Origin of the sequence: Pelagirhabdus alkalitolerans (assembly GCF_900096905.1) — a bacterium.
Taxonomy (GTDB): Bacteria; Bacillota; Bacilli; order Bacillales; family Amphibacillaceae; genus Pelagirhabdus; species Pelagirhabdus alkalitolerans.
On the sequence record NZ_FMYI01000007.1, the window covers coordinates 1 to 22045 of the forward strand.

At 39.0% G+C, this 22045-nt stretch carries 17 protein-coding genes; 13 read left to right on the forward strand and 4 right to left on the reverse strand.

Features of this window, described 5'->3' with window-relative positions; genetic code table 11:
• Positions 1–2066, forward strand: a 2066-nt coding sequence (locus tag BLR62_RS09155) for a peptidoglycan-binding protein (RefSeq protein ID WP_176759266.1), incomplete at its 5' end; no start/stop codon positions are given.
• 70 nt (positions 2067–2136) lie between these two features.
• On the opposite strand, the gene BLR62_RS09160 is transcribed toward BLR62_RS09155, so the two are convergent.
• Positions 2137–3507 (reverse strand): MATE family efflux transporter, encoded by a 1371-nt coding sequence (locus tag BLR62_RS09160; protein ID WP_090796107.1) that lies wholly within the window; start codon positions 3505–3507, stop codon positions 2137–2139.
• 217 nt (positions 3508–3724) lie between these two features.
• Between BLR62_RS09160 and BLR62_RS09165 the strand changes: the two genes are divergently transcribed.
• Positions 3725–4138, forward strand: coding sequence for an Hsp20/alpha crystallin family protein (locus tag BLR62_RS09165; RefSeq protein ID WP_090796109.1), 414 nt, complete (start codon positions 3725–3727; stop codon positions 4136–4138).
• A 17-nt stretch (positions 4139–4155) separates the two neighbouring features.
• Here BLR62_RS09165 and BLR62_RS09170 read toward each other — a convergent pair whose 3' ends face one another.
• From BLR62_RS09170 to dhaS, 3 genes are read right to left on the reverse strand one after another with little or no spacing between them, the layout of a single operon-like run.
• Positions 4156–5082: an alpha/beta hydrolase gene (locus BLR62_RS09170; protein ID WP_090796112.1), complete on the reverse strand. Its 927-nt coding sequence runs from the start codon at positions 5080–5082 to the stop codon at positions 4156–4158.
• A 20-nt stretch (positions 5083–5102) separates the two neighbouring features.
• Positions 5103–6092, reverse strand: coding sequence for a DhaKLM operon coactivator DhaQ (dhaQ, locus tag BLR62_RS09175; RefSeq protein ID WP_090796115.1), 990 nt, complete (start codon positions 6090–6092; stop codon positions 5103–5105).
• The gene (gene dhaS / locus BLR62_RS09180) at positions 6076–6639 is read right to left on the reverse strand and encodes a dihydroxyacetone kinase transcriptional activator DhaS (RefSeq protein ID WP_090796116.1); all 564 of its coding nucleotides are present in this window, start codon (positions 6637–6639) and stop codon (positions 6076–6078) included. The genes dhaQ and dhaS overlap by 17 nt, the downstream gene beginning before the upstream one ends.
• 173 nt (positions 6640–6812) lie before the next feature.
• Here dhaS and BLR62_RS09185 point away from each other — a divergent pair, with 173 nt between their 5' ends.
• From BLR62_RS09185 to lacZ, 11 genes are all read left to right on the forward strand, one after another.
• Complete coding sequence (locus BLR62_RS09185) at positions 6813–7922, forward strand: glycerol dehydrogenase (protein ID WP_090796119.1); 1110 nt, start codon at positions 6813–6815, stop codon at positions 7920–7922.
• A gap of 57 nt (positions 7923–7979) precedes the next feature.
• On the forward strand, positions 7980–8966 hold the full coding sequence (gene dhaK / locus BLR62_RS09190) for a dihydroxyacetone kinase subunit DhaK (protein ID WP_090796122.1): 987 nt from the start codon (positions 7980–7982) through the stop codon (positions 8964–8966).
• 13 nt (positions 8967–8979) lie between these two features.
• The gene (gene dhaL / locus BLR62_RS09195; RefSeq protein ID WP_090796124.1) at positions 8980–9561 is read left to right on the forward strand and encodes a dihydroxyacetone kinase subunit DhaL; all 582 of its coding nucleotides are present in this window, start codon (positions 8980–8982) and stop codon (positions 9559–9561) included.
• Positions 9562–9933, forward strand: coding sequence for a dihydroxyacetone kinase phosphoryl donor subunit DhaM (gene dhaM, locus BLR62_RS09200; RefSeq protein WP_090796127.1), 372 nt, complete (start codon positions 9562–9564; stop codon positions 9931–9933). It begins immediately after the preceding gene.
• A 145-nt stretch (positions 9934–10078) separates the two neighbouring features.
• Entirely contained in the window at positions 10079–11587 is a 1509-nt protein-coding gene (locus tag BLR62_RS09205; protein WP_090796129.1) for a response regulator transcription factor, read from the forward strand.
• A complete protein-coding gene (locus BLR62_RS09210; protein ID WP_090796131.1) occupies positions 11584–13371 on the forward strand; it encodes a cache domain-containing sensor histidine kinase in 1788 nt (595 codons plus the stop codon). Before BLR62_RS09205 ends, BLR62_RS09210 begins: the two co-directional genes overlap by 4 nt.
• A 167-nt stretch (positions 13372–13538) precedes the next feature.
• Positions 13539–14864, forward strand: a complete 1326-nt coding sequence (locus BLR62_RS09215; protein ID WP_090796134.1) for an ABC transporter substrate-binding protein — start codon at positions 13539–13541, stop codon at positions 14862–14864.
• Positions 14865–14938: 74 nt separating this feature from the next.
• On the forward strand, positions 14939–15811 hold the full coding sequence (locus tag BLR62_RS09220; protein WP_090796135.1) for a carbohydrate ABC transporter permease: 873 nt from the start codon (positions 14939–14941) through the stop codon (positions 15809–15811).
• Entirely contained in the window at positions 15808–16635 is an 828-nt protein-coding gene (locus tag BLR62_RS09225; RefSeq protein WP_090796138.1) for a carbohydrate ABC transporter permease, read from the forward strand. Before BLR62_RS09220 ends, BLR62_RS09225 begins: the two co-directional genes overlap by 4 nt.
• Before the next feature lie 41 nt (positions 16636–16676).
• Complete coding sequence (locus BLR62_RS09230; RefSeq protein WP_090796140.1) at positions 16677–18893, forward strand: alpha-galactosidase; 2217 nt, start codon at positions 16677–16679, stop codon at positions 18891–18893.
• Positions 18894–18902: 9 nt separating this feature from the next.
• A complete protein-coding gene (gene lacZ / locus BLR62_RS09235) occupies positions 18903–22022 on the forward strand; it encodes a beta-galactosidase, LacZ type (protein ID WP_090796142.1) in 3120 nt (1039 codons plus the stop codon).
• Positions 22023–22045: the final 23 nt, after the last annotated feature.

Sequence of the window (22045 nt, forward strand, 5' to 3'; positions counted from 1 at the left end):
AATCAGGCATGGCAGATGAGGCGACATTGGCTAAAATAGAAGCGTTAGTTAACTCCCCTTTCAGAAATGGTGAGCGTCATGAAGAATCCATAGCATTAAAGGAACAGTTAACTATTTTAGGTTACACGGACTTTACCAATCCCAACTCGTTCTATGGCTCAGGCACTGAACGAGGCGTTCGAGAATTTCAAAACGATCATGACTTACCAGAGTCCGGTATCGCAGATGAAAGAACACGGGCGCTGATCCAAGAAAAAGCAGAAGGCCCGTTACAAAACCCAATGTATCGAGAAGATGCAGTGCTATTAAAGGAAAAACTAGAAACAGCAGGGTTTGGTTCATTTGCTAAAACGAATTATTTTGGTCCGCAAACGGAGGCAACAGTAAAGGCATTTCAATCTTACTATGGCCTAACGGAAGATGGGATTGCAGGTGAATCTACTCTTGCGAAATTAGATGAAGTGGTAGAGTCGCCGTTTCAAAATGGCGAGACTCATGATGAATCTGTAGTATTAAAAGAACACTTGACTCGTCTTGGTTTTTCATCTTTCTCAAACCCTAATGGTTTTTATGGTTCTCGTACGACGCAGGCTGTCGAAGAATTTCAAGGTCATTTTGGCTTAGTTGTTAATGGTATTGCAGATTCGCCAACATGGAACAAAATAGAAGAGATTCTAAGTAGTCCATATCAAGAAGGCGAATCGAGCTCTGCGATTGCTGATTATAAAGACATGTTAATTGATCTTGGTTTTGATGAAGGTATCAGTAAAGGGAATTCTAACTTCGGGAGTAATACGACAAAAAATGTTAGAAACTTCCAAGAAGAAATGGGCTTACCTGTTAGTGGTATTCTGGATGAAATTACAATTCATTTACTTGAGCAAGCTGACGATAGAAGACCTGTTTATAGAGAAACAGAATATAGCGTAAGCTTATCGGAACAATTGGATATTCAGGCGGCTTTGCGAATTGGTTCTGCAGGTTTGAGAAGAGGTCCACAGACAGATCAATACTCTAGAAATAATGCGTATGTGAATAACTCTGATATTAATGTGTTTGAAGGTGGATCGATTACGGGATCAGGGGTTAGGTTAAGAACTGAGCCTGATACATCGAGCGACAATATCAAAAGAAGTGTGAGTAATGGCACCGTTTTTGAATATATTAAAAGTGTAAATGGATCTTCAGTGAGTGGCAATACAACTTGGTATGAGATTAAACAAGAGGGTGACACATTGTATGTTCATAGTTCATTAGCAACGACTAATGGAAAAGTTGCAGAAATGAAAGGAACAACTGAAGTATATGAATCTCAAAGCCGTAATAGTCATGTGTATTATCGCTTATCAACTGGCACATTAGTAGGTGTTGAAAACGAAGGTTCTTCTTGGACACGTATTGCGGGGCGTAATTGGCGAGATGCTAAGCGTGAAGACTTCAAAGAATACGTGGATCCACAGAAACAGGATGAATTCCAACATCTTGTCTTATCAGCAAGTGTTAACGTTCCAGCTCAGCAATTAGATAATATTTTAGATGGACGTGGCGCTTTAGATGGTATGGGACAAGCCTTTATTGATGGTGCTAATCAACATAATGTTAATGAGGCGTATTTAATTTCTCATGCCATATTAGAATCAGGACATGGTAATTCGCAACTATCAAGAGGTATTGAGGTTGGTACGAATAGTAGTGGCAACCCTGTACTCGTAACGAGCAGTAATCGTAGTAGTTTATCAAACATAAAAGAAGTACACAATATGTTTGGTATAGGTGCTAACGATGGCGTTGCACATGAAGCAGGTGCAATTCGTGCTTACCGCGAAGGTTGGGATACACGAGAGAAAGCGATTATTGGTGGAGCTAAGTTTATTGGTGAACGATATATCCATAATCAGTATCAACAAAATACGCTTTATAAAATGCGTTGGAATCCTGCTAATCCAGGATATCCTCAATATGCAACGGATATGGGATGGGCAGCTAAACAAGTATCAAATATCAAATCGATTTATGATGATTTAGTTAACCCTGTAATGATCTTTGATATCCCTGTTTACCGTTAATCTTTGATTCTATTAATGATGATAAATAGAAAGAGTCTGGATAACATATCCAGACTCTTTCTTTGCTATTTTACTCTTCCTTCGCTTGTTCAACAACGGCTTTACCCATCCATTTTCGACTGATCCAGCGTGTCCACATAATGATTGCCCTGATCCATTCATCTGCAGCCATCCCCATCCATACACCGATGAGGCCCCATTCAAAGACGATGCCGAATAGGTAAGCGAGTGGAATGGCAACACCCCACATAATGGCCATACCGATTAAGACTGGGAACCTAGCATCACCAGAAGCTCTGAGTGAACTAATAATCACGAGGTTAGATGTACGGCCAGGCTCAAGAACGAAGCCAACGATTAAAACAGCTGCACCAAGTGATATAACATCTGGATCACTTGAGAAGAAACTAAAGACTTGTTCACCGAATAGTGCAAGGAGTCCACCGATTGATAGAGCAACGGTCATCGCATAACGCACGCCAATAAACATGTTGTGATATGCTTCTTCTTCTTTTCCGGCCCCGACAAGTTGACCAATAAAGATTTGCATCCCTTTAGAAATTGACATTGAGAAAACGGTCATAAACGCCATGAAGTTCTGTGCATAAACACGCGTCGCTAGCGCCGTTGCCCCAAGTGATGTGATGAAGATGGTAATGACAATTTGACTTATATTATAAGACAATTGTTCACCAGCAGCAGGCACCCCGATATTTAAGATTTTGGTCAAATACTCTTTTTCAAAGGTTAAAAAGGCCTTAAATGGGAGTTTGATCGGCATACGATAGACGAGTAAGCTAAATATACCAATCATCGCTAAAATACGCATCGTTGCCGTGGCAATTCCAACACCCATCACGCCAAGCTCAGGAAATCCTAAAGCACCAAAGATAAAGAGATAATTACCGAAAATGTTTAATAGATTCATAATTAAGACGACATACATGACATCTTTCGTATGTCCCATCGCTTGTAGAATCGCGGATACTGTTAGGACAATCGCTTGCGCAAATAACGCACCACCAACAATGATCATATAAATTTCGGCGAATTCATATAGTTCTGCTTCAAGTGAGAATAAATCTAAAAAGACACGCCTGAAGCCGACGACGGTTCCACTGACGAGGAGTCCAAATGTTAAATTAACCGTGATCGCGTGCGCGATGGTTTTCCTCACACCTTCTGGGTTATTCGCACCGACGTATTGGCTCACCACAACACCTGAGCCCATTGCGGTAAAGTTGAATAAAACAAAGGTGAACATCATAATTTGATTGACGACACCTATGGCGGCTACGGCATCATCTGAAATAAAACTAAGCATAAAGACGTCAGAAAAGCGCATTAATGTTTGTAAAAAGACTTCAATAAAAATCGGCCATGTAATTAAAAAGAGTTGTTTCTTTGCTGAAAGTGTTTCTGTGTTTGTCAAACGTTCCATAAAATTCGTCACCAGTTTCCTATTATGTATGTAACCGCTATTATATCACTTCTCGTAAAAAAATAAATAGCTATTGTTCGAGTTTCGAAAGATAAATTAAATGTCAAAAAATTGATCTCATAAAACACAAAAATTGTCTTAAAATCATGTTTAAATTTTAAAAAAGGTGGTAAAAAAATCTATGAAAGACATACATTAAAATCAGGAGGGATGTAAGATGAGTAACTTGTTTCCACGTAAGCGCGATGTGTTTGATTGGTTGCCAAGTTTCTTTGATCGTGAGCAGTCTCTGTTTGATTTTGATGCACCAAAAGTCGATGTAAAAGACAAAAATGATCACTACGAAATTGACGCAGAACTACCAGGTTTTGAAAAAGATGACGTCGTTGTAGAGTACAAGGATCAGTATTTGACGATTGAAGGTAGACGTGAAGAGAGCGTTGAAAAAGAAGATGATGATTTTGTTAGAAGAGAACGTTCTTTTGGCTCCTTCAAACGGTCATTCTATGTCGGTGATATTGATGAATCTGACATTAAAGGATCATTCAAAAATGGGCTTTTAACCTTAAAGGTACCCAAATCGAATGATAGGTTAGATGATTCGTCAGCTCATCGAATCAAACTCGATTAAACGAATCAGCCTTTTCGTCATTGTTGGCGAAAAGGCTTTGTTTTTAACCAATTAATCATATCAGATATCACTTCATCACGGTTCGTTTCAAATAATAGTTCGTGTCTGGCACCAGGATAAAGATGACTCGTCACATCTTTAAAATGTGCATCTTTGTAATGCTGAATGACTTTCTTAACGCCGTCACCATTTCCACCGACAGGATCTTCGTCCCCACTGATGATCAGTAAAGGTATAGCCACATTCATGGCATCGTTTTGATGCTGTTTGTGAACTTTCTCAATCCCACTTAATAAATCCACATAAAACTGAGCAGTCGATAAATAACCACAAAGTGGATCCTGCTTATAAGCGTCAGTTTCTGTTTCGTCACGGCTTAACCAACTGCCTCGATCTTTAAATGCCCGCTGATAGCTTCCAAATGTTAAAGCGTTCATCAGTTTTGATTTGTGTCGTTTTCCAAACAGTTTAGCTTCAGATTTAGCTAAGGCCTGTCCAACTTTTCCAATGGTACCTTGTCCAGCTCCCGTTCCGGATAACATCACCCCATCAACTGATTTTGGAAACTTCTGAATATAGCGTCGCACCAAAAAGGATCCCATACTATGACCGAATAAAACAATCGGTACACCAGGAAAGTCTTTATGAATCTGTTGATGAACGCGTGCGATATCGCCCACAGCTTTCTCAAATCCATCGTCGTCACTAAAGTGGCCGAGCAACCCTTCGGCCTCTCCAGACTTCCCGTGTCCTCTGTGATCATGCGCATAAACAAATATGCCTGCTTGGAGGAGCTGTTCTGCAAAGGTTTGATAGCGCCCGCTATGCTCACTCATACCATGATTTATGTGGACGATGAGTGTGGGTGTTTGATTCGGTTCAGTAAAACGATGAAGAAATAGATTATGCTCGTCAGTCGTTTTTAACCACTCTGTGTTTTTCAATCGTGTTCACTCCTTATTGCTTACCAATTAGGTGCATTTGTTGGTTCTTGCAAGTAGTTAGCCCAATCGGCCTCTATTAGTTTTAATAAAGATAGTGAAATACCAGCCATATTATAAGAACTCATATGCGTCCCTACTTTGAAAAAGTCAATTTTTAATCCTTCTATTTCCATCAAACGCTTCACATCATGACTGAAAATGTATTGTTCCATTAACGGTGTAGAACCGAGTCCGTTAATTAAGCAAGCAAAACGTTCACCAGGTTTCCACATATAAATACTTTTCAATTTATTGATTAACTCAACGGCCAGTTGTTCGCTTGATTCAAATGGCTCTTTGCGGTAGCCTTTCTCACCGTGAATCCCCACGCCATAATACACCTCAGACTCATCCAGCGTGAAAGTCGATTGATTTTCAACCGGTAAATGTGCAGGTGAAAGAGCAACGCCAAGTGTATGAAGCTGTTCGGTGATATGATCGCCCACCTTTTTCAACGTATCAAGTGAAGCGCCGTTTCGTGCATAGGCGCCTAACAGTTTATAAACGAAAATAGTCCCCGCAACGCCTCGTTTTCTTTTTTTATAATGTGTTTGGTCTTCGATCGATACATCATCATCGACAATGACAGTCTCAACTGAATGACCTTGTGTTACCGCTTGTTCTTTCGCTTTTTGGAACATTTCAACATCACTTGCGAAGTTTTTAACGATTAAAAGAACCCCATCACCGACATCACTCATTTGTATCGCCTTTAAAATTTGTTCAACAGATGGTGGGGTGAACAGTCGACCGGATACAGACGTAGTCAGCATCCCATCTGCTACATAGCCAAAATGAGCGGGTTCATGTCCACTCCCGCCTCCGCTAATTAAAGCGACTTGGTTTGTTTTTAAAGCTTCTGAGATAATTTGATGATCCTGATCATAAGTTAATCGATGTTGATGTTCAAAATAAAATCCGTTTAGCATATCTGAAACGACGTTGTCCGTCTGATTAATGATCGCTTTCATTTGATTTCACACCTTTCGTTTTAAACTGATCAATGACGTGTTGTTTAATTAAAAAAGCCATTCGATCAGGGTCTTCTTCGCAATCTTGTTCGATCCATTCTTTGATAAGGCCGACAAAGCCGTGCGCATAAAAAGAAGCGAGAATATCAATGTCTGTTTTCTTAGCTTCTGGATCTTCATGGATAAACGCATGTCGGTATAATTCTGAAATGTTTTGATACAAGTAATCAATAAAAGCATTTTGATCGTTAATTGATAAAGCATTTCTATAGAACGCTTTGTTTGAATAAAAATAATGAAATAAAAGATCAATAATCCGGTCCCAGCGTTCATAATGAATAAAGTCTGTAATGTTTTCTTTTGTTTCGGATTGATAGATCCATTCGAGCAACTCAAATTTATCTTGAAAATGATAATAAAACGTTTGGCGTCTTAAATCGGCCAATTTCATAATATCGCTAACTGAAATTTTATCAAATGATCGCTTGTCCATCAGTCGCTTAAAGGCATTTGCGATAATTTTCTTTGTAATAATAGACGTTGACATAGGCACCACCTCTAGCTTTAGTGTAGCTTGATTCAATCGCATTGAAAAGTTTTAACCGTTTGGATTTTGACAGATGGAATGAATTGTCCGTGTTCATTTAAGCGCTTTCATTTTATCATACATATATAACGATTTTTTGTTAATCAGACAAAAATATTTCAGGAGGTCATCAAATGGATCAAATATTCGTAAGTCCAAGTCGTTACATTCAAGGAAAAGGGTTAATGAATCATGCCGCGCAATATATGGAGCATTTAGGCAAAAGGGTTCTCGTTTTAGCTGATGAATTTGTTCAAGAACTGGCGGCGAATCAATTGATGGAGAACTTAGCAAACGATTTTGATGTGACAAAGGTGACGTTTAATGGTGAATGTTCACTGAAAGAGATCGAACGTGTTGGCCAGATTGCAAAGGAAAGTCAAGTTGATTTTGTTTTAGGTATGGGGGCAGGAAAAGCACTCGATACAACAAAAGCCGTTGCAAACGAGATCGGTGTCCCGGTTGTTATCTTCCCAACACTTGCTTCGACTGATGCACCGACTTCTGGTTTGTCTGTTGTTTACACTGAAGAAGGCGCGTTTAGCCAATATTTATTTTATAAGAAAAACCCGGATCTTGTATTAATGGATACAGAAATTATTGCAGGGGCGCCTGCTCGAATGATGGCATCTGGTATATCCGATGCGTTAGCGACACTCGTTGAAGCGCGTGCGGTTAAGCAAAAAAATGGGGATACGATGAGCGGCGGTAAAGCAACGATCGCAGGCTTTGCAATCGCTGAAAAATGTGAAGAAGTATTATTTGATTATGGCCTCTTGGCGTATGAAGCGAATAAACAAAAGGTTGTGACACCTGCACTTGAAGCGATTGTTGAGGCAAATACGTTATTATCTGGATTAGGGTTCGAAGATTCAGGACTTGCTGCTGCACATGCGATTCACAATGGTTTTACAGCTGTTGAAGGTGATATTCACCATTTATCACATGGTGAAAAAGTGGCTTACGGGACGATGGCACAGCTCGTCTTAGAAAATTATCCACTTCATGAGCTTGAACGTTACATTGATTTATATTTAAAACTCGATTTACCAATTACTTTAGAAGAAATTCACTTGGATCAAGTGTCAGAAGAAGAATTGTACCAAATTGGCAAGTCAGCTTCAGATCCAGAAGAGACGATGAAAAACATGCCATTTAATGTGACAGCAGATGATGTCGTTCAAGCGATTAAAGCGGTCGATGTTTATGTGAAGGATTATAAACGACGCCATCATATTGAATAAATTGTTAAAAATGAGGGTATAGGTCAAGTAAGGATCATCATACAAGGAGGCTAAGCAATGAAAAAAATCATCAATCAACCTTCTCAAGTGGTTGACGAGATGTTGAAAGGGTTCGTTTACGCCAACGATGAACGCGTTGAACGTGTACCAGAAACATCTGTTATTGTGAGAAAAGATAAGAAAAAAGGTGAAGTGGCACTTGTCAGCGGTGGCGGAAGTGGCCATGAGCCAGCGCATGCTGGATTTGTCGGTGATGGCATGTTGACGGCTGCTGTAAGTGGTGAAGTCTTCACATCCCCTTCACCAGATCAAGTGTTAGAAGGGATTAAAGCAGCAGACCAAGGCGCTGGTGTTCTTCTTATTATTAAGAACTACACAGGTGACGTGATGAATTTTGAAATGGCGAAAGAATTAGCCGAAGCAGAAGGCATCGAAGTGGAACAGTTAGTCGTTGATGATGATATCGCGGTTGAAGATAGTACCCACACAGCAGGACGTCGAGGGGTGGCTGGAACGGTCATCGTCCACAAAATGTTAGGCGCTGCTGCCAAACGTGGTTTAAGTTTAAAAGAAGTCAAAGAACTCGGTGACAAATTGGTTCCGAACATTAAATCGATCGGTGTAGCGATGACAGCTGCGACGGTACCAGAAGTCGGAAAACCAGGGTTTACGTTAGAAGAGAATGAAATGGAATATGGGGTTGGCATTCATAGTGAGCCAGGTTATCACCGGACATCGATCAAGTCATCTAGTGAGATTGCCACTGAACTTGTCGGCAAGCTAAAAGACGCATTTGAATTTGGTGACAACGAGCACTATGGTTTACTCGTAAACGGGCTAGGTGCAACTCCATTAATGGAACAATATATTTTCGCACATGACGTTGAAAAACAGCTTGAACATGAACCGATCAAGATTGAATTTAAAAAGGTCGGTAATCTTATGACATCACTTGATATGAACGGTGTGTCACTAACGCTCGTTAAACTACAAGATGATTGGGCTGATCTTTGGTATGACCCAGTCCACGTGACGGATTGGTAAAGGAGGACTTTAAATGTTGACGGTTGAGAATACAAAGGCTTGGCTTTTACGTTTTGCAGAAAAAGTCGAAGCGAACAAGGCTCATTTAAGTGATTTAGATAGTGTGATTGGCGATGGTGACCACGGCAATAATATGGCTCGAGGGATTAAAGCGATGCAAGAAGCACTCGAATCAAAAGAAGCAAGTGATCCTGCAGATGTATTGAAAAATGCTTCGATGGCACTGCTTTCTAAAATCGGTGGTGCATCAGGTCCGTTATACGGTAGTGCATTTTTAGATATGTCTAAACAAGCCAAAGAAGATGCAAGTGACGTGTCGGCCATTTTCCGAGCAGGCCTTAGCGGCATTCAAAAAAGAGGGAAAGCTGAACCAGGTGAAAAAACGATGGTTGATGTTTGGCACCCTGTTATTAAGGCACTTGAGTCAGGCGAGCTTACGACTGATACGATTACTGACGCCGTTGAAGCAACAAAACCTTTAAAAGCAACTAAAGGTCGTGCTTCTTATCTTGGTGAACGGTCAATCGGTGAATTGGACCCAGGTGCGGTATCGAGTAGCTATCTATTCGAAGCTTGGTTAGAAGGAGAGGATTAAATGAGTGAGATCGGCATTGTTTTATCATCTCACGTATCAGAGTTAGCTGAAGGTGTGTATAAGTTATTAAGCGAAACCGCACCTAAAGTTTCGATTACGTATGCAGGTGGAACAGATGATGGAGATATTGGCTCAAGCTTTGATGCGATTACACAAGCGATTGAAGAGAATGAAGCGGATCACATTTTAAGCTTTTATGATTTAGGGAGCGCCAAGATGACGATGGAAATGGCAATCGAATACTCAGATAAAACCGTAGAGTTATTCGATGTTTCATTTGTTGAAGGTGCGTATACAGCGGCTTCGTTACTCTCAGGCGGTGCCGACTATGATCGCGTGATAGAACAATTAAAACCATTAATAATTAAGTAGTGTATTCAAGAGAAGAGTCCGATCATTGTATCGGATTTTTCTTATGTTCAGGAAATTCTACGTCGTTTTTTGCTCATTAGCATGATATAGTATAGTCACAAACGAATACGAAAGGTATTATCTTGTTGTTTGGGGGGATGAATGAATGACAAACTTGATTAACGTGTTGGTCGTTGATGATGAACTATTAATCAGGCAAGGGATCATGCATTATTTGAATTGGGAAGAACATGGATTTCAAGTCGTTGGAGAAGCTTCAAACGGTGAAGAGGCACTACAGCTGATGGAAGAAACATCCGTTGATATCGTGATCACAGACATCGTGATGCCGGTTATGAGTGGTACGGATTTTATTCATGAAGTCCGATCACGTTACCCGGATATATTTGTCATTGTTCTAAGTAGTCATGGTGATTATGATTACGTCAGGGAGACCTTTCAAAGTGGCGTTACCGACTATATTTTAAAACCAAACTTAAATGAAACGAACCTTTTAACTGCATTAAATCGTGCGATTGGAAAACAAGATCAAACTAAAACGAGATCAAAACCTCAAAATAAAGATTATCAAGCACAACTTAAGAAAATAATAACCGGTTATGCACTGCCTATTGAAGAAAAAGAAGCTTTATCTAAGCAATTTATATATCCGGCATTTGCACTCGTGCATATTGATCACGATTCTACTATTGAAAAGACAATGGTCGAACAACTTGCTTATGAATATAATGATTTAACGTGGTTTCAAATCAATTTAACCGATCATTCACGTGAATTATTAATCAATACCACTGAAGAAGCATTTGTTGATTTTCTGGATCAGTTAAAGCAAGTAAATGAAAATAAAGACGAGACGAGATATTTGTTCAGTCGTTTATTTTATTCCATTGATGATTTGAAAGAGATCAATCAAACAGACATTCATAATTTAAAGAATCACGCTTTTTATTTAGCAAATCAAAATTATCTATATGCGGGAGATTTTGTAGAAAATGATGAGATGGAAGCTTTTGACCTAAATTATTTTACAGAAGCGCTTAAACATAAAAAATTCGAATCCGCCTTTTATGTGCTGGATAAATATATGAAACAAGTAGAGATGCATCATTCGATGGATCCGAATGAATTAAAAGGCTTTTTAGGCAATATTATTTTTAATGTAACGGTTATATTGGATATGTTAGACTATGAGGTCGAAGCGTTCGAGCAAGATAAATACCGATATTTTAACTTGATTAATCATGCAACAAACTTTCAAGAAGCAACCACTTACTTAAATCAATTTATCGATGCGATAAAAGAATTAATTGAAACGGAATTAAGTAGTCTTAAAAACAGTAACATTGATCAACTATTAGCTTATATTGACAATCACTACCACGAGTCATTAAGTTTAACAGCGCTCAGTGAGCATTTTCATTTCAACCCGTCGTATTTGTCGAGTTATTTTCGTCAGCATAAAGAAGTCGGGTTTAGTGATTATTTGACACAAGTACGGATTGCTAAAGCCAAGGAATTATTAAAAGATGATACATTTACGATCGCTGAAGTGGGAAGTATGGTTGGGTATAGTGATCATAGTTATTTTTGTAAAGTGTTTAAAAAACAAACCAATCAATCTCCAAGTCGGTATAGAAAGCATGTTAACTTATGAAACGATTTGAAAAAGTAAAACAATTATTCATTCGTAATGGCTTATTTATTAAGTTATTTAGTGTGACGTTATTCAGTATTTTACTCGTGTCGATCTTTATTACATTTAGTACGATTCGTGTATCAACGGATCTATTTATGGAAACGTTTAGTATCACGAATTCTAAAATCATTCAACAGATCACGACACAATTTAATAGTTATAGCGCGACAGTAGCCTCAACAATTAATGAAATTGAGAATAATGGTGTTATTAAACGGGTTTTAAGTGAAGAAGAGATGGATTCAGTCACGTTATCCCGTTCTTATTTTCAAATTAATCAAGAATTGGATCGAATTTATACGAGCCTTCAAGCATTTGATGCCAATTTAATTGTGACAGGACAAGAGGATCGTTTATATAATCTAAGCTATATTTATTGGCCCGTCACTAAATATTATCTCGATTCATTAGAAATGACAGAACGTACCTTTGAAGAACCACGTGCGATTAATTACCACGCGCTAGATACAGCCGTAATTGAAGATGAGGTGATCGTTGCAACTAAAGCATTAACTGAACGACTATCAGACGATATTTACGGTGCAGTTTACGTTTCGATTCGAGAATCACAATTAAGAGACTTTTATGAAGGGTATACGAGCGAGGGTAATGATGTTGTCTTGATCGATCAGGACGGTCAAATCATCTCAAGTAGTCAGAGCGATTTAATGGGGACAGTTGATACGAATTTACGATCTATTGCGGAATCAACGTATTTATCGAATCAAGAACATACATCAGTCGATATAGAAGGCCGAGAACACTTGTTAATCAGTGAGTATTTGCCTGGATTTGATATGTATTTAATCAACTTAATTGACCGGCAACAAATCGTCAGTAGTTTGATTAATACACGTGAGATTTTAATGATTAGTGGAGGGATTATTTTACTGGCACTTGTGATGGTGTGGTTTGTCACAAGACGTATAACGAAATCACTCACCCGTTTAGTTCGACAGATATCGAAGATCGCTCAGCATAACTTCAGTGAACGGATCAATGAAACAGGGGGGTATGAATCAAGGCAAATCGCACAAGCCTTTAATCATACGCTAGATGAACTCCAAACGTATGTCGGCATCGTTGTTGAATCGCAAAAGCGTCAGCAACGATCGGAGTTAAAATCACTCCAACATCAAATTAATCCACACTTTCTATATAATACGCTGACGACTGTTAAGTTTATGGTAAAACAAGGCGATCCAGAAGAAGCGATGTCAACCATTCATGCCTTGATTACATTATTACAAAGCACACTTGGTGAGTTTGGTGAAACAATTACTGTGTCAAAAGAGATCGAAAACACGAAAAACTACGTGACGATTAATCAAGCGCGTTATGGGGATCGTATTAAAGTGAATTATTTTATTGCTCCAGATTGTGAAAGTATTCAAGTACCTAAATTAATTTTACAACCGTTTATAGAAAATGCGTTTTTCCATGCCTTTAATCAAAAGAAAAGTGGCTTTATTCAGATTTTAATCAGAAAACAAGAAAGTCGCTTATTAGCTGAAGTCGTTGATGATGGGGATGGAATGACTCTAAAAACAGAAGAATTACCACATGATAATAAGAAAAAAAGACAGTTATTCAGTGGGATCGGGATGCGAAATGTTCATGAGCGTATCCAATTGATGTACGGTAAAGATTATGGTGTGAGTGTTTCAAGTGAGATTGGAAAAGGGACACGGATAACGATTGAGCTGCCTATTATTGACGAGGATCAGCATACAGATATCTAAAAAAAGTACAAATTCTAAAGATATTCCAAAAATATTATACTATTACCTAAATTATTTATAGAAAAATGACAAATGCTTTTCTAAAGATCGTTCTAACGGTCTTTTTTTTTTCGAGTTATACTGTGTATACAGCGTTAGAAAACGCTTACATTCAAGGAGGGGTAAGGATGAAAAAATTATGGATGATGTTATTTGCCGTACTGATGGTCGTAACACTTGCGGCATGTGGTAATGGAGAAGATGAAGGAGACGAGACAGGAGCAGACGATCCAACTGAAGGCGATATTGAAGAAGCGCCAGAGGGTGATGAAGACGATATCACAGCTTGGGCTTGGGATCCAAACTTCAATATTCGCGCACTAGAGCTTGCAGATGACGCTTATGATGGCGATGCTGATGTAGAATTAGAAATTATTGAAAATGCACAAGATGATATTGTTCAACGATTAAACACAAGTTTAAGCTCAGGTGCTATGCAAGGGATGCCTAACATTGTACTTATAGAAGATTACCGTGCACAAAGCTTTTTACAGGCTTATCCAGATGCATTTTATCCAATAACAGATTATATTAATGTCGATGATTTTGCTGATTACAAAATCGAACCGACAAGTTTAGATGGAGAGCAATATGGTTTGCCATTTGACTCAGGTGTAGCAGGTCTTTATATTCGAACAGATTATTTAGAAGAAGCAGGCTACAGCGTGGAAGACGTTCAAGATATTACGTGGTCAGAATATGTTGAAATCGGAAAAGATATTAAAGAAGCAACAGGCAATAACATGTTAACGCAAGACCCAGGTGATTTAGGGTTAATTCGTATAATGCTTCAATCAGCGGGATCATGGTACTTTGAAGACGATGGATCAACACCAAATTTAGATAACAACCCTGCTTTAGAAGCAACAGCAGAAGCGTATCGTGAAATTATGGAAGCAGATATTGTCAGCATGGTCTCAGACTGGAGTCAATTTGTAGGCGCATTTAATGATGGCGCTGTTGCAAGTGTTCCAACAGGTAACTGGATTACAGCGAGTGTAACAGCAGAAGAATCTCAATCAGGCGATTGGGCGGTTGTACCAATGCCAAAACTCGAAGTTGATGGTGCTACAAACTATTCAAACTTAGGTGGTAGTTCATGGTATGTATTAAATTCTGATGGAAAAGAAAAAGCGGCTGAATTTCTAGGTAATACATTCGGTTCAAATGAAGCGTTCTATCAAGATTTAATTGAAGAGATCGGTGCAATTGGAACGTATTTACCAGGCTTACAAGGTGACGCGTTTGAAATGGAGCACGAATTCTTCGGTGGACAGCAAATTATTGCTGACTTCTCTGAGTGGACAGACAATATTCCAGCTGTTAACTACGGCATGCACACGTACGCGATAGACGATATTATGGCTGTTGAATTACAAGAATATTTAAATGATAAACCGCTAGAAGATGTGCTGAATGATGCACAATCTCAAGCAGAAACACAGCTAAGATAAATCATTAAACCACAAGCACAATCTTAGATTTGGTTGTGACTTGTGGTTTTAAAAATTTTCAGGGGGCATGCAGTATGAGGCGTTTATTTAGAAAAAACAATATTGGTTGGCTTTTTGTCCTTATATCCGTCATTGGGGTTTCAATCTTTTACTTTTACCCGATGGTTGATGCGTTACTTTTATCGTTTCAATCCGGAATGGGTTCAAATCTAGACTACACGGGACTTGACAACTGGGCTCGACTTTTCAATGACCCAACGTTTATTAGTGCATTGACGAATACATTCACTTACTTAATTATTCAAGTACCGATGATGATTATATTTGCACTTATATTCTCTGTTTTATTAAATGATCCGACTTTAAAATTCCGTGGGTTATTCAGAACAGCGATCTTTTTACCAGCTGTAACCTCGCTCGTTGCTTACTCTGTTATTTTCAAATATATGTTTAGTGGCAACGGTATTGTGAATCAATTTTTAATGAATCTAGCAATTATTTCAGAACCGATTAACTTTTTAACCGATTCCTTTTGGGCGAAAATTGTTATTATACTTGCCATTACGTGGAGATGGACAGGTTATAATATGATTTTCTATCTATCGGCACTACAAAATATTGATAATTCAATTTATGAAGCAGCACGGATTGATGGGGCTTCAATATTCCAGCAATTTACGAAAATTACAATTCCAATGTTAAAACCCATTATTTTGTTTACTACGATTACATCAACGATTGGTACGCTTCAATTGTTTGATGAAGTCGTTAACATAACAGGTGGCGGACCTGGTAATGCAACGATCACAATTTCTCAGTATATTTATAATTTATCATTTGAATACACGCCGAACTTCGGTTATGCGGCGACAGTATCCTATGTAATTGTGATTCTAGTTGTGATCCTTTCAGCAATTCAATTTAAAGTGGCAGGTGATAAAGAATGAAAAAATTCAAACGTATTCTCACATATGTATTCTTGTCCGTTGCAGCGATTATTTCGATCTACCCATTCTTTTGGATGGTCGTTAGTAGCACGAACGCATCCGTTGATGTGACAAGAGGACGTCAGTTACCTGGAACGCACCTGATTGAAAACTTAACCAATTTATTTGACCAAGTTAATATCGTAACAGCACTATCCAACTCGTTCATTATCGCGATATTATCAACGTTTTTTACACTATTAACCGCGTCACTCGCAGGTTACGGGTTTGAAATGTTCCGAAGTAAATGGAAAGACAGAACGTTTAATCTATTATTACTATCGATGATGATTCCATTTGCGTCAATTATGGTTCCTTTATATCGTTTGTTTGGTCGTATTACGCCAACAGCGCCACTTATTGGAATTGATTCATTAACAGCGGCTTTTTTACCGACAGTGACAACCGCGTTCTTTATTTTCTTCTTCAGACAAAATACGAAAATGTTTGCTAAAGATTTAATTGAAGCGGGTCGAATTGATGGTTTATCTGAACTCGGTATATTCTTTAGAATTTACATGCCGACGATGAAAACAACATATGCTGCTGCAGCGATTATTGCGTTTATGAACAGCTGGAATAACTTCTTATGGCCGTTAGTCATTTTGCAATCACCATCGCAACAAACGATGCCACTTTTAATTTCCAATTTAGGCTCAAGTTATGCACCTGATTTCGGAATGATTATGTCAGCGATTACGATCTCGACCATTCCGACAGCCGTTGTATTCTTCGTCATGCAGAAACATTTCGTCGCTGGTATGATGGGATCGGTCAAAGGATAGATGTAAACGCGGGATATTTTTTATAAGTGGAGGAGATCGAGTTGCCGATTTATGTTAATGAGAACGAACAAGTATTTCACTTACAGTCGAGTAAAGTGAGTTATATCTTTACTGTTTTAGAAAACAATCAATTAGGTCATCTTTATTTCGGGAAGCGCCTTATCAATCGAGAGCATTTTGATGAGCTCTATTACATTGAGGAAACGCCCCACACATGCTTTGTGGAAGGGTGTGATCATACTTTTTCACTTGATTTAATTAAACAAGAATATCCGTCTTATGGAACGACAGATTTTCGTGATCCGGCTCATCAGATCACTCAAGCAAATGGTAGTCGCATCACTGATTTCAAATTTGTAGATTATAAGATATACAAAGGTAAGAAAGGATTAGAAGGTTTACCTGCAACATATGTAGAAAATGACAATGAAGCAACAACGACCGATGTTCGTTTGTTTGATCGTGTGATGAAGACAGAGCTTGTTCTTAGCTATACTGTTTTTGAAAACTTAGGTGTGATTACGAGATCGGCAAGGTTTGTTAATCAATCAGATCAGACGATTCAGTTAGACCGGGTGATGAGTGCGAGCTTTGATTTGCCTGATGCTGATTTTGATCTATTACATCTTAGTGGCTCGTGGGCTCGGGAACGTCATGTTAAAGAGCGTCCTCTAACTGAAGGGATTCAAAGCATTTCAAGCGCGAGAGGGATTAGTAGTACACAACACAACCCATTTATCGCACTTAAAAGGGAAAACACAACCGAAACCTCAGGGGATGTATATGGACTTAGCTTTGTCTACAGCGGTAATTTCCTCGCACAAGTTGAAGTTGATCATTATGAAAAACCTCGCGTCATGATGGGGATCAATCCGTTTGATTTCAGCTGGCAATTAAAACCGGACGCAAGCTTTCAAACACCTGAAGTGGTTATGGTGTTCTCTGAAAATGGTTTAAACGGCATGAGTCAAGATTATCATACGTTGTATCGAACGCGATTAGCAAAGGGTCAGTGGCGTGATCAATTACGCCCAGTCTTAATGAACAATTGGGAAGGAACGTATTTTGATTTTACCGAGGAAAAGATTTTAGATATGGCTAAAGAAGCGAAGTCAATGGGCGTTGAATTATTCGTTTTAGATGATGGTTGGTTTGGAAAACGAGATGACGATACCTCGTCACTCGGTGATTGGTTTGTTGATAAGCGCAAGCTACCGAATGGTATGAAACATTTAGCTCAATCGGTTAAAGATCTCGGGCTGTTATTTGGTCTCTGGTTTGAACCGGAAATGGTTTCACCCGTTAGCAAGTTATTCGAGACACATCCGGATTGGGTGATACGTGTTGATGATCGCCCCATGTCACATGGACGCAATCAGTATATTCTTGATTTTTCAAGACAAGAAGTTGTGGATTACCTTTATGAAAGAATGGCTGAGATGTTACAAGAAGCGCCGATTGATTATGTGAAGTGGGATATGAATCGTTATATGACGGAGATTGGATCATTGAATTTAACAGCCGCCTCACAACAAGAATTGCCTCACCGCTATCTATTAGGTGTTTATCAACTGTATGACCGTTTAACAACTGCATTTCCACATGTCTTATTTGAATCATGTGCGAGTGGAGGTGCACGATTTGATCCAGGTATGCTTTATTATGCACCTCAAGCTTGGACAAGTGATGATACAGACGCTGTTGAACGACTAAACATTCAATATGGAACGTCTTTTGTTTACCCATTATCGATAATGGGCGCACACGTTTCAGATGTGCCGAATCATCAAACAGGACGTGTCACATCCTTAGATATGCGAGCAACAGTTGCTTACTTTGGCATGCTAGGGTATGAATTAGATCCAACACGATTATCAAGTGAAGACAAAGAGACGATGGCAAAACAAATTGAGTTTTACAAAGCTAATCAAGCGCTGATTCAAAAAGGTGTATTTACACGTTTGTTGAGCCCATTTGAAAAAAATCAAAATCAAGTCGCGTGGCAGGTGACTTCACAAGATCATGATCAGCTGCTCGTTGGATTTTATCAAATTTTATCAAAGCCGAATCAAAAATTGAGACGTTTGAAACTGGTTGGGTTAGATCCTGATGCTGTTTATCGATTAAATGGTGCTAATCGCACGTTTTATGGTGATCAATTAATGCAAGTCGGTTTAGAAATAGACCGTTACACAATACACGATCACCCAGCTGATTTCCAGCATGAATTGTTTAAGTTTTATAAAGTAAAGGAGTGAAGGTGCTTGATGAAAAATCTGAAAAAATATACGTATACACCGCCTGAAAATGGCTATCCAGAATGGAACAATAATCCTGACTTATTTCAATTAAATCGAAGAGAAGCACATGCGACGTTAATGCCATATCCTACTATTGATATGGCGCTTAATCATCAACGTGAAGTCTCACCTTATTATTTTTCGTTAAATGGTGCTTGGGCATTTAATTGGGTCAGTGAGCCGACAAAACGAAATCGCTCATTTTATGAACAAAACTACTCGACTCAAAACTGGGACCAAATAGAGGTCCCGAGTCATTGGCAATTAAAAGGTTATGATTACCCGCAGTATACGAATACGGTGTACCCGTGGGTTGAAAAAGAATCGATTGAACCGCCATTTGCGCCGACGAATTATAACCCTGTCGGTCAGTACGTGAAGCACTTTAATGTATCGAACGAGTGGTTGAATCAACCGGTTTACTTGCACTTTGCCGGTGTTGAAGCCGCTTTTTATGTTTGGTTAAATGGTGAGTTTGTTGGCTATAGCGAGGATACATTTACACCAGCTGAATTCGATTTAACCCCATACTTAAATGAGGGTGACAATAAATTAGCCGTTGAAGTTTATCGGTGGTGCGATGCAAGTTGGTTAGAGGATCAAGACTTCTGGCGTTTAAGCGGTATTTTTAGAGATGTTTATTTATATAAGACGCCAGTGGTGCACGTTGATGATTTCTTCGTTAAGCCTGAGTTAGATGATGAGATGCGTCATGGTCAATTGAAAGTTGACGTTCGCTTGCGGGACTATGAACAAACAGGGTCTCAAGTTGTCGTAGGTGCGATGCTCTATGATAAAGAGCAAACGCCGGTATGGGCAACACCCGTTCAAGCGGTGATTGATACAGATGGTGAGTTAGATACAAAATTCACACTTCAAGCACCAGTTGAAGATCCACAAAAATGGAGTGCAGAAGACCCAAACCTCTACTCTCTTGTTTTAACTGTGGATACAAAAGAAGGGGAGTTAATTGAAGCTCAAAGTAGTAAAGTCGGATTTAGGCGCTTTGAATTGAAAGATGGTTTAATGAAGATTAATGGTGAGCGCATTGTATTTAAAGGTGTGAACCGTCATGAGTTCGCTGCTGATAAGGGACGTGCTGTCACTCGCGAGGATATGATTAAAGACATTGAGATTATGAAACAATTCAATATTAATTCAGTTCGTACATCGCATTATCCGAATGACCCTGTTTGGTATGAATTGTGTGATGAATATGGATTATATGTGATTGATGAAGTGAATTTAGAAACACATGGTACTTGGGAATATGGCCAAGTTGGACTCGGTGAAACCGTTCCAGGTAGTCGTCCTGAATGGACTGATAATGTATTAGACAGATGTCAATCTATGTTCGAACGTGATAAAAACCATCCATCAATTGTCATTTGGTCGCTCGGTAATGAATCATTTGGTGGTGACAACTTTTTGAAGATGCACGATTTCTTCAGTGAACGGGATCCTTCTCGACTTGTGCATTACGAAGGCATTTTCCATTATCGTGATTCAGAACGCGCATCTGATATTGAAAGTACGATGTATATTTCACCTTCAGGTATTGAAACGTATGCAAAAGAGGCCACTAAAGACTCAAAACCTTATATATTATGTGAGTTCAGTCATGCGATGGGTAACTCTTTAGGTAACTTCTATAAATATACGGATTTATTTGATCAATACCCGATTTTACAAGGTGGCTTCATTTGGGACTTTAAAGATCAGTCACTGTTAACAGAAACAGAAGATGGAAGACCTTTCTTAGCTTATGGTGGTGACTTTGGTGAGTCGCCACATACCGGAAATTTCTCAGGTAATGGGCTTGTCTTTGGAGATGGTGCATTATCACCAAAACTTTATGAAGTGAAGCGATGCTACCAAAACATTGAGTTCCGACTCGTGAGTCACAAACAAGCTCAAGTTGAAGTAAAAAACAAATTTTTATTCACGAATTTAGATCGCTATGAATTCGTATGGGAACTGCATCAAGAAGGTGAGAAGGTCGATGGAGGTAAGCAGAGTGTCTCTTTAGCACCAGGTGAATCAACCATCGTTCAATTAGACCGATCAAACAATGAATTAAATCCGGATAAAGAACATATTTTAACGGTTTCGTTTGTTGAATCAGAGAATCAATTATGGTGCGTGGCAGGTCATGAAGTCGCATTTGAACAATTTACATGGCCGATTAGTCAGCATGAGGTAACGAAAAAGCTAGATAAGAAGAATGCACCTGAAGTTGAAGAGACAGGTGATGAGTTAATCATTCAAGGCGCGTCTCACAAAGTGACATTTGATTTAGCGAGTGGTTTACTCACTTCTTACAAAGTATCAGACGTCGAATGGCTAAAAGAGGCGCTTCGTCCTAATTTCTGGCGAGCAATGACAGATAATGACCGTGGAAGTGAGCTTGATCAGAGAAGTCATGTTTGGAAATTAGCGAGTCATTCAAGACAATTAGCAGATTTTACGTATGAAGTGACAGATACACATGTCTCAGTTCAAACTGTGCTTTACTTTAAAGAAGCGAATGACACAAAATTAATTGTTGATTACACATGTGATGCGAGTGGTGAAGTGGTCGTGGATTATCACCTCAGCCCAGGTGAGGATTTACCTGAAATTCCTGAAGTTGGTATGTTTATGCAACTGAGTGAAGGGTTTGACCGGATTAAATGGTATGGTAAAGGGCCTCATGAGTCCTATTGGGATAAGCAAAAAGGGGCTAAAGTGGGTCTGTATGAAGGATTGATTAAAGATCAATTTGTACCATACTTAAAACCTCAGGAGTGTGGTAACAAAGTAGGCGTGAGATATGGTATTTTAACTAATGAAACGGGTAAAGGTCTTCGAATAGAAGGGTCGCCACAAATCGAGTTAAATGCTCTACCTTATACGACTGAACAGTTAGAGCAAGCAACACATGCTCACAAACTTCCAGAAGATTTGCAAACTGTTGTGCGAATCAATCACTTACAAATGGGTGTTGGTGGTGATGATAGCTGGGGTCAGAAGACACATCCTGATTTCACATTATATGCAAACCGTGATTATCATTACCAATTCACACTAAAAAGTATGACTGAATAAGATAGAAATCCCCCTAAACACGC

Excerpts from the sequence above, each read along its gene's own strand:
- BLR62_RS09160 (WP_090796107.1), bottom strand. The coding sequence starts at position 3,507 with ATGGAACGTTTGACAAACACAGAAACACTTTCAGCAAAGAAACAACTC.
- BLR62_RS09165 (WP_090796109.1), top strand. The coding sequence starts at position 3,725 with ATGAGTAACTTGTTTCCACGTAAGCGCGATGTGTTTGATTGGTTGCCA.
- dhaQ (WP_090796115.1), bottom strand. The coding sequence starts at position 6,092 with ATGAAAGCGATCATTAATCAGACGGACAACGTCGTTTCAGATATGCTA.
- dhaS (WP_090796116.1), bottom strand. The coding sequence starts at position 6,639 with ATGTCAACGTCTATTATTACAAAGAAAATTATCGCAAATGCCTTTAAG.
- BLR62_RS09185 (WP_090796119.1), top strand. The coding sequence starts at position 6,813 with ATGGATCAAATATTCGTAAGTCCAAGTCGTTACATTCAAGGAAAAGGG.
- dhaK (WP_090796122.1), top strand. The coding sequence starts at position 7,980 with ATGAAAAAAATCATCAATCAACCTTCTCAAGTGGTTGACGAGATGTTG.
- dhaL (WP_090796124.1), top strand. The coding sequence starts at position 8,980 with ATGTTGACGGTTGAGAATACAAAGGCTTGGCTTTTACGTTTTGCAGAA.
- dhaM (WP_090796127.1), top strand. The coding sequence starts at position 9,562 with ATGAGTGAGATCGGCATTGTTTTATCATCTCACGTATCAGAGTTAGCT.
- BLR62_RS09205 (WP_090796129.1), top strand. The coding sequence starts at position 10,079 with ATGACAAACTTGATTAACGTGTTGGTCGTTGATGATGAACTATTAATC.
- BLR62_RS09210 (WP_090796131.1), top strand. The coding sequence starts at position 11,584 with ATGAAACGATTTGAAAAAGTAAAACAATTATTCATTCGTAATGGCTTA.
- BLR62_RS09215 (WP_090796134.1), top strand. The coding sequence starts at position 13,539 with ATGAAAAAATTATGGATGATGTTATTTGCCGTACTGATGGTCGTAACA.
- BLR62_RS09220 (WP_090796135.1), top strand. The coding sequence starts at position 14,939 with ATGAGGCGTTTATTTAGAAAAAACAATATTGGTTGGCTTTTTGTCCTT.
- BLR62_RS09225 (WP_090796138.1), top strand. The coding sequence starts at position 15,808 with ATGAAAAAATTCAAACGTATTCTCACATATGTATTCTTGTCCGTTGCA.
- lacZ (WP_090796142.1), top strand. The coding sequence starts at position 18,903 with ATGAAAAATCTGAAAAAATATACGTATACACCGCCTGAAAATGGCTAT.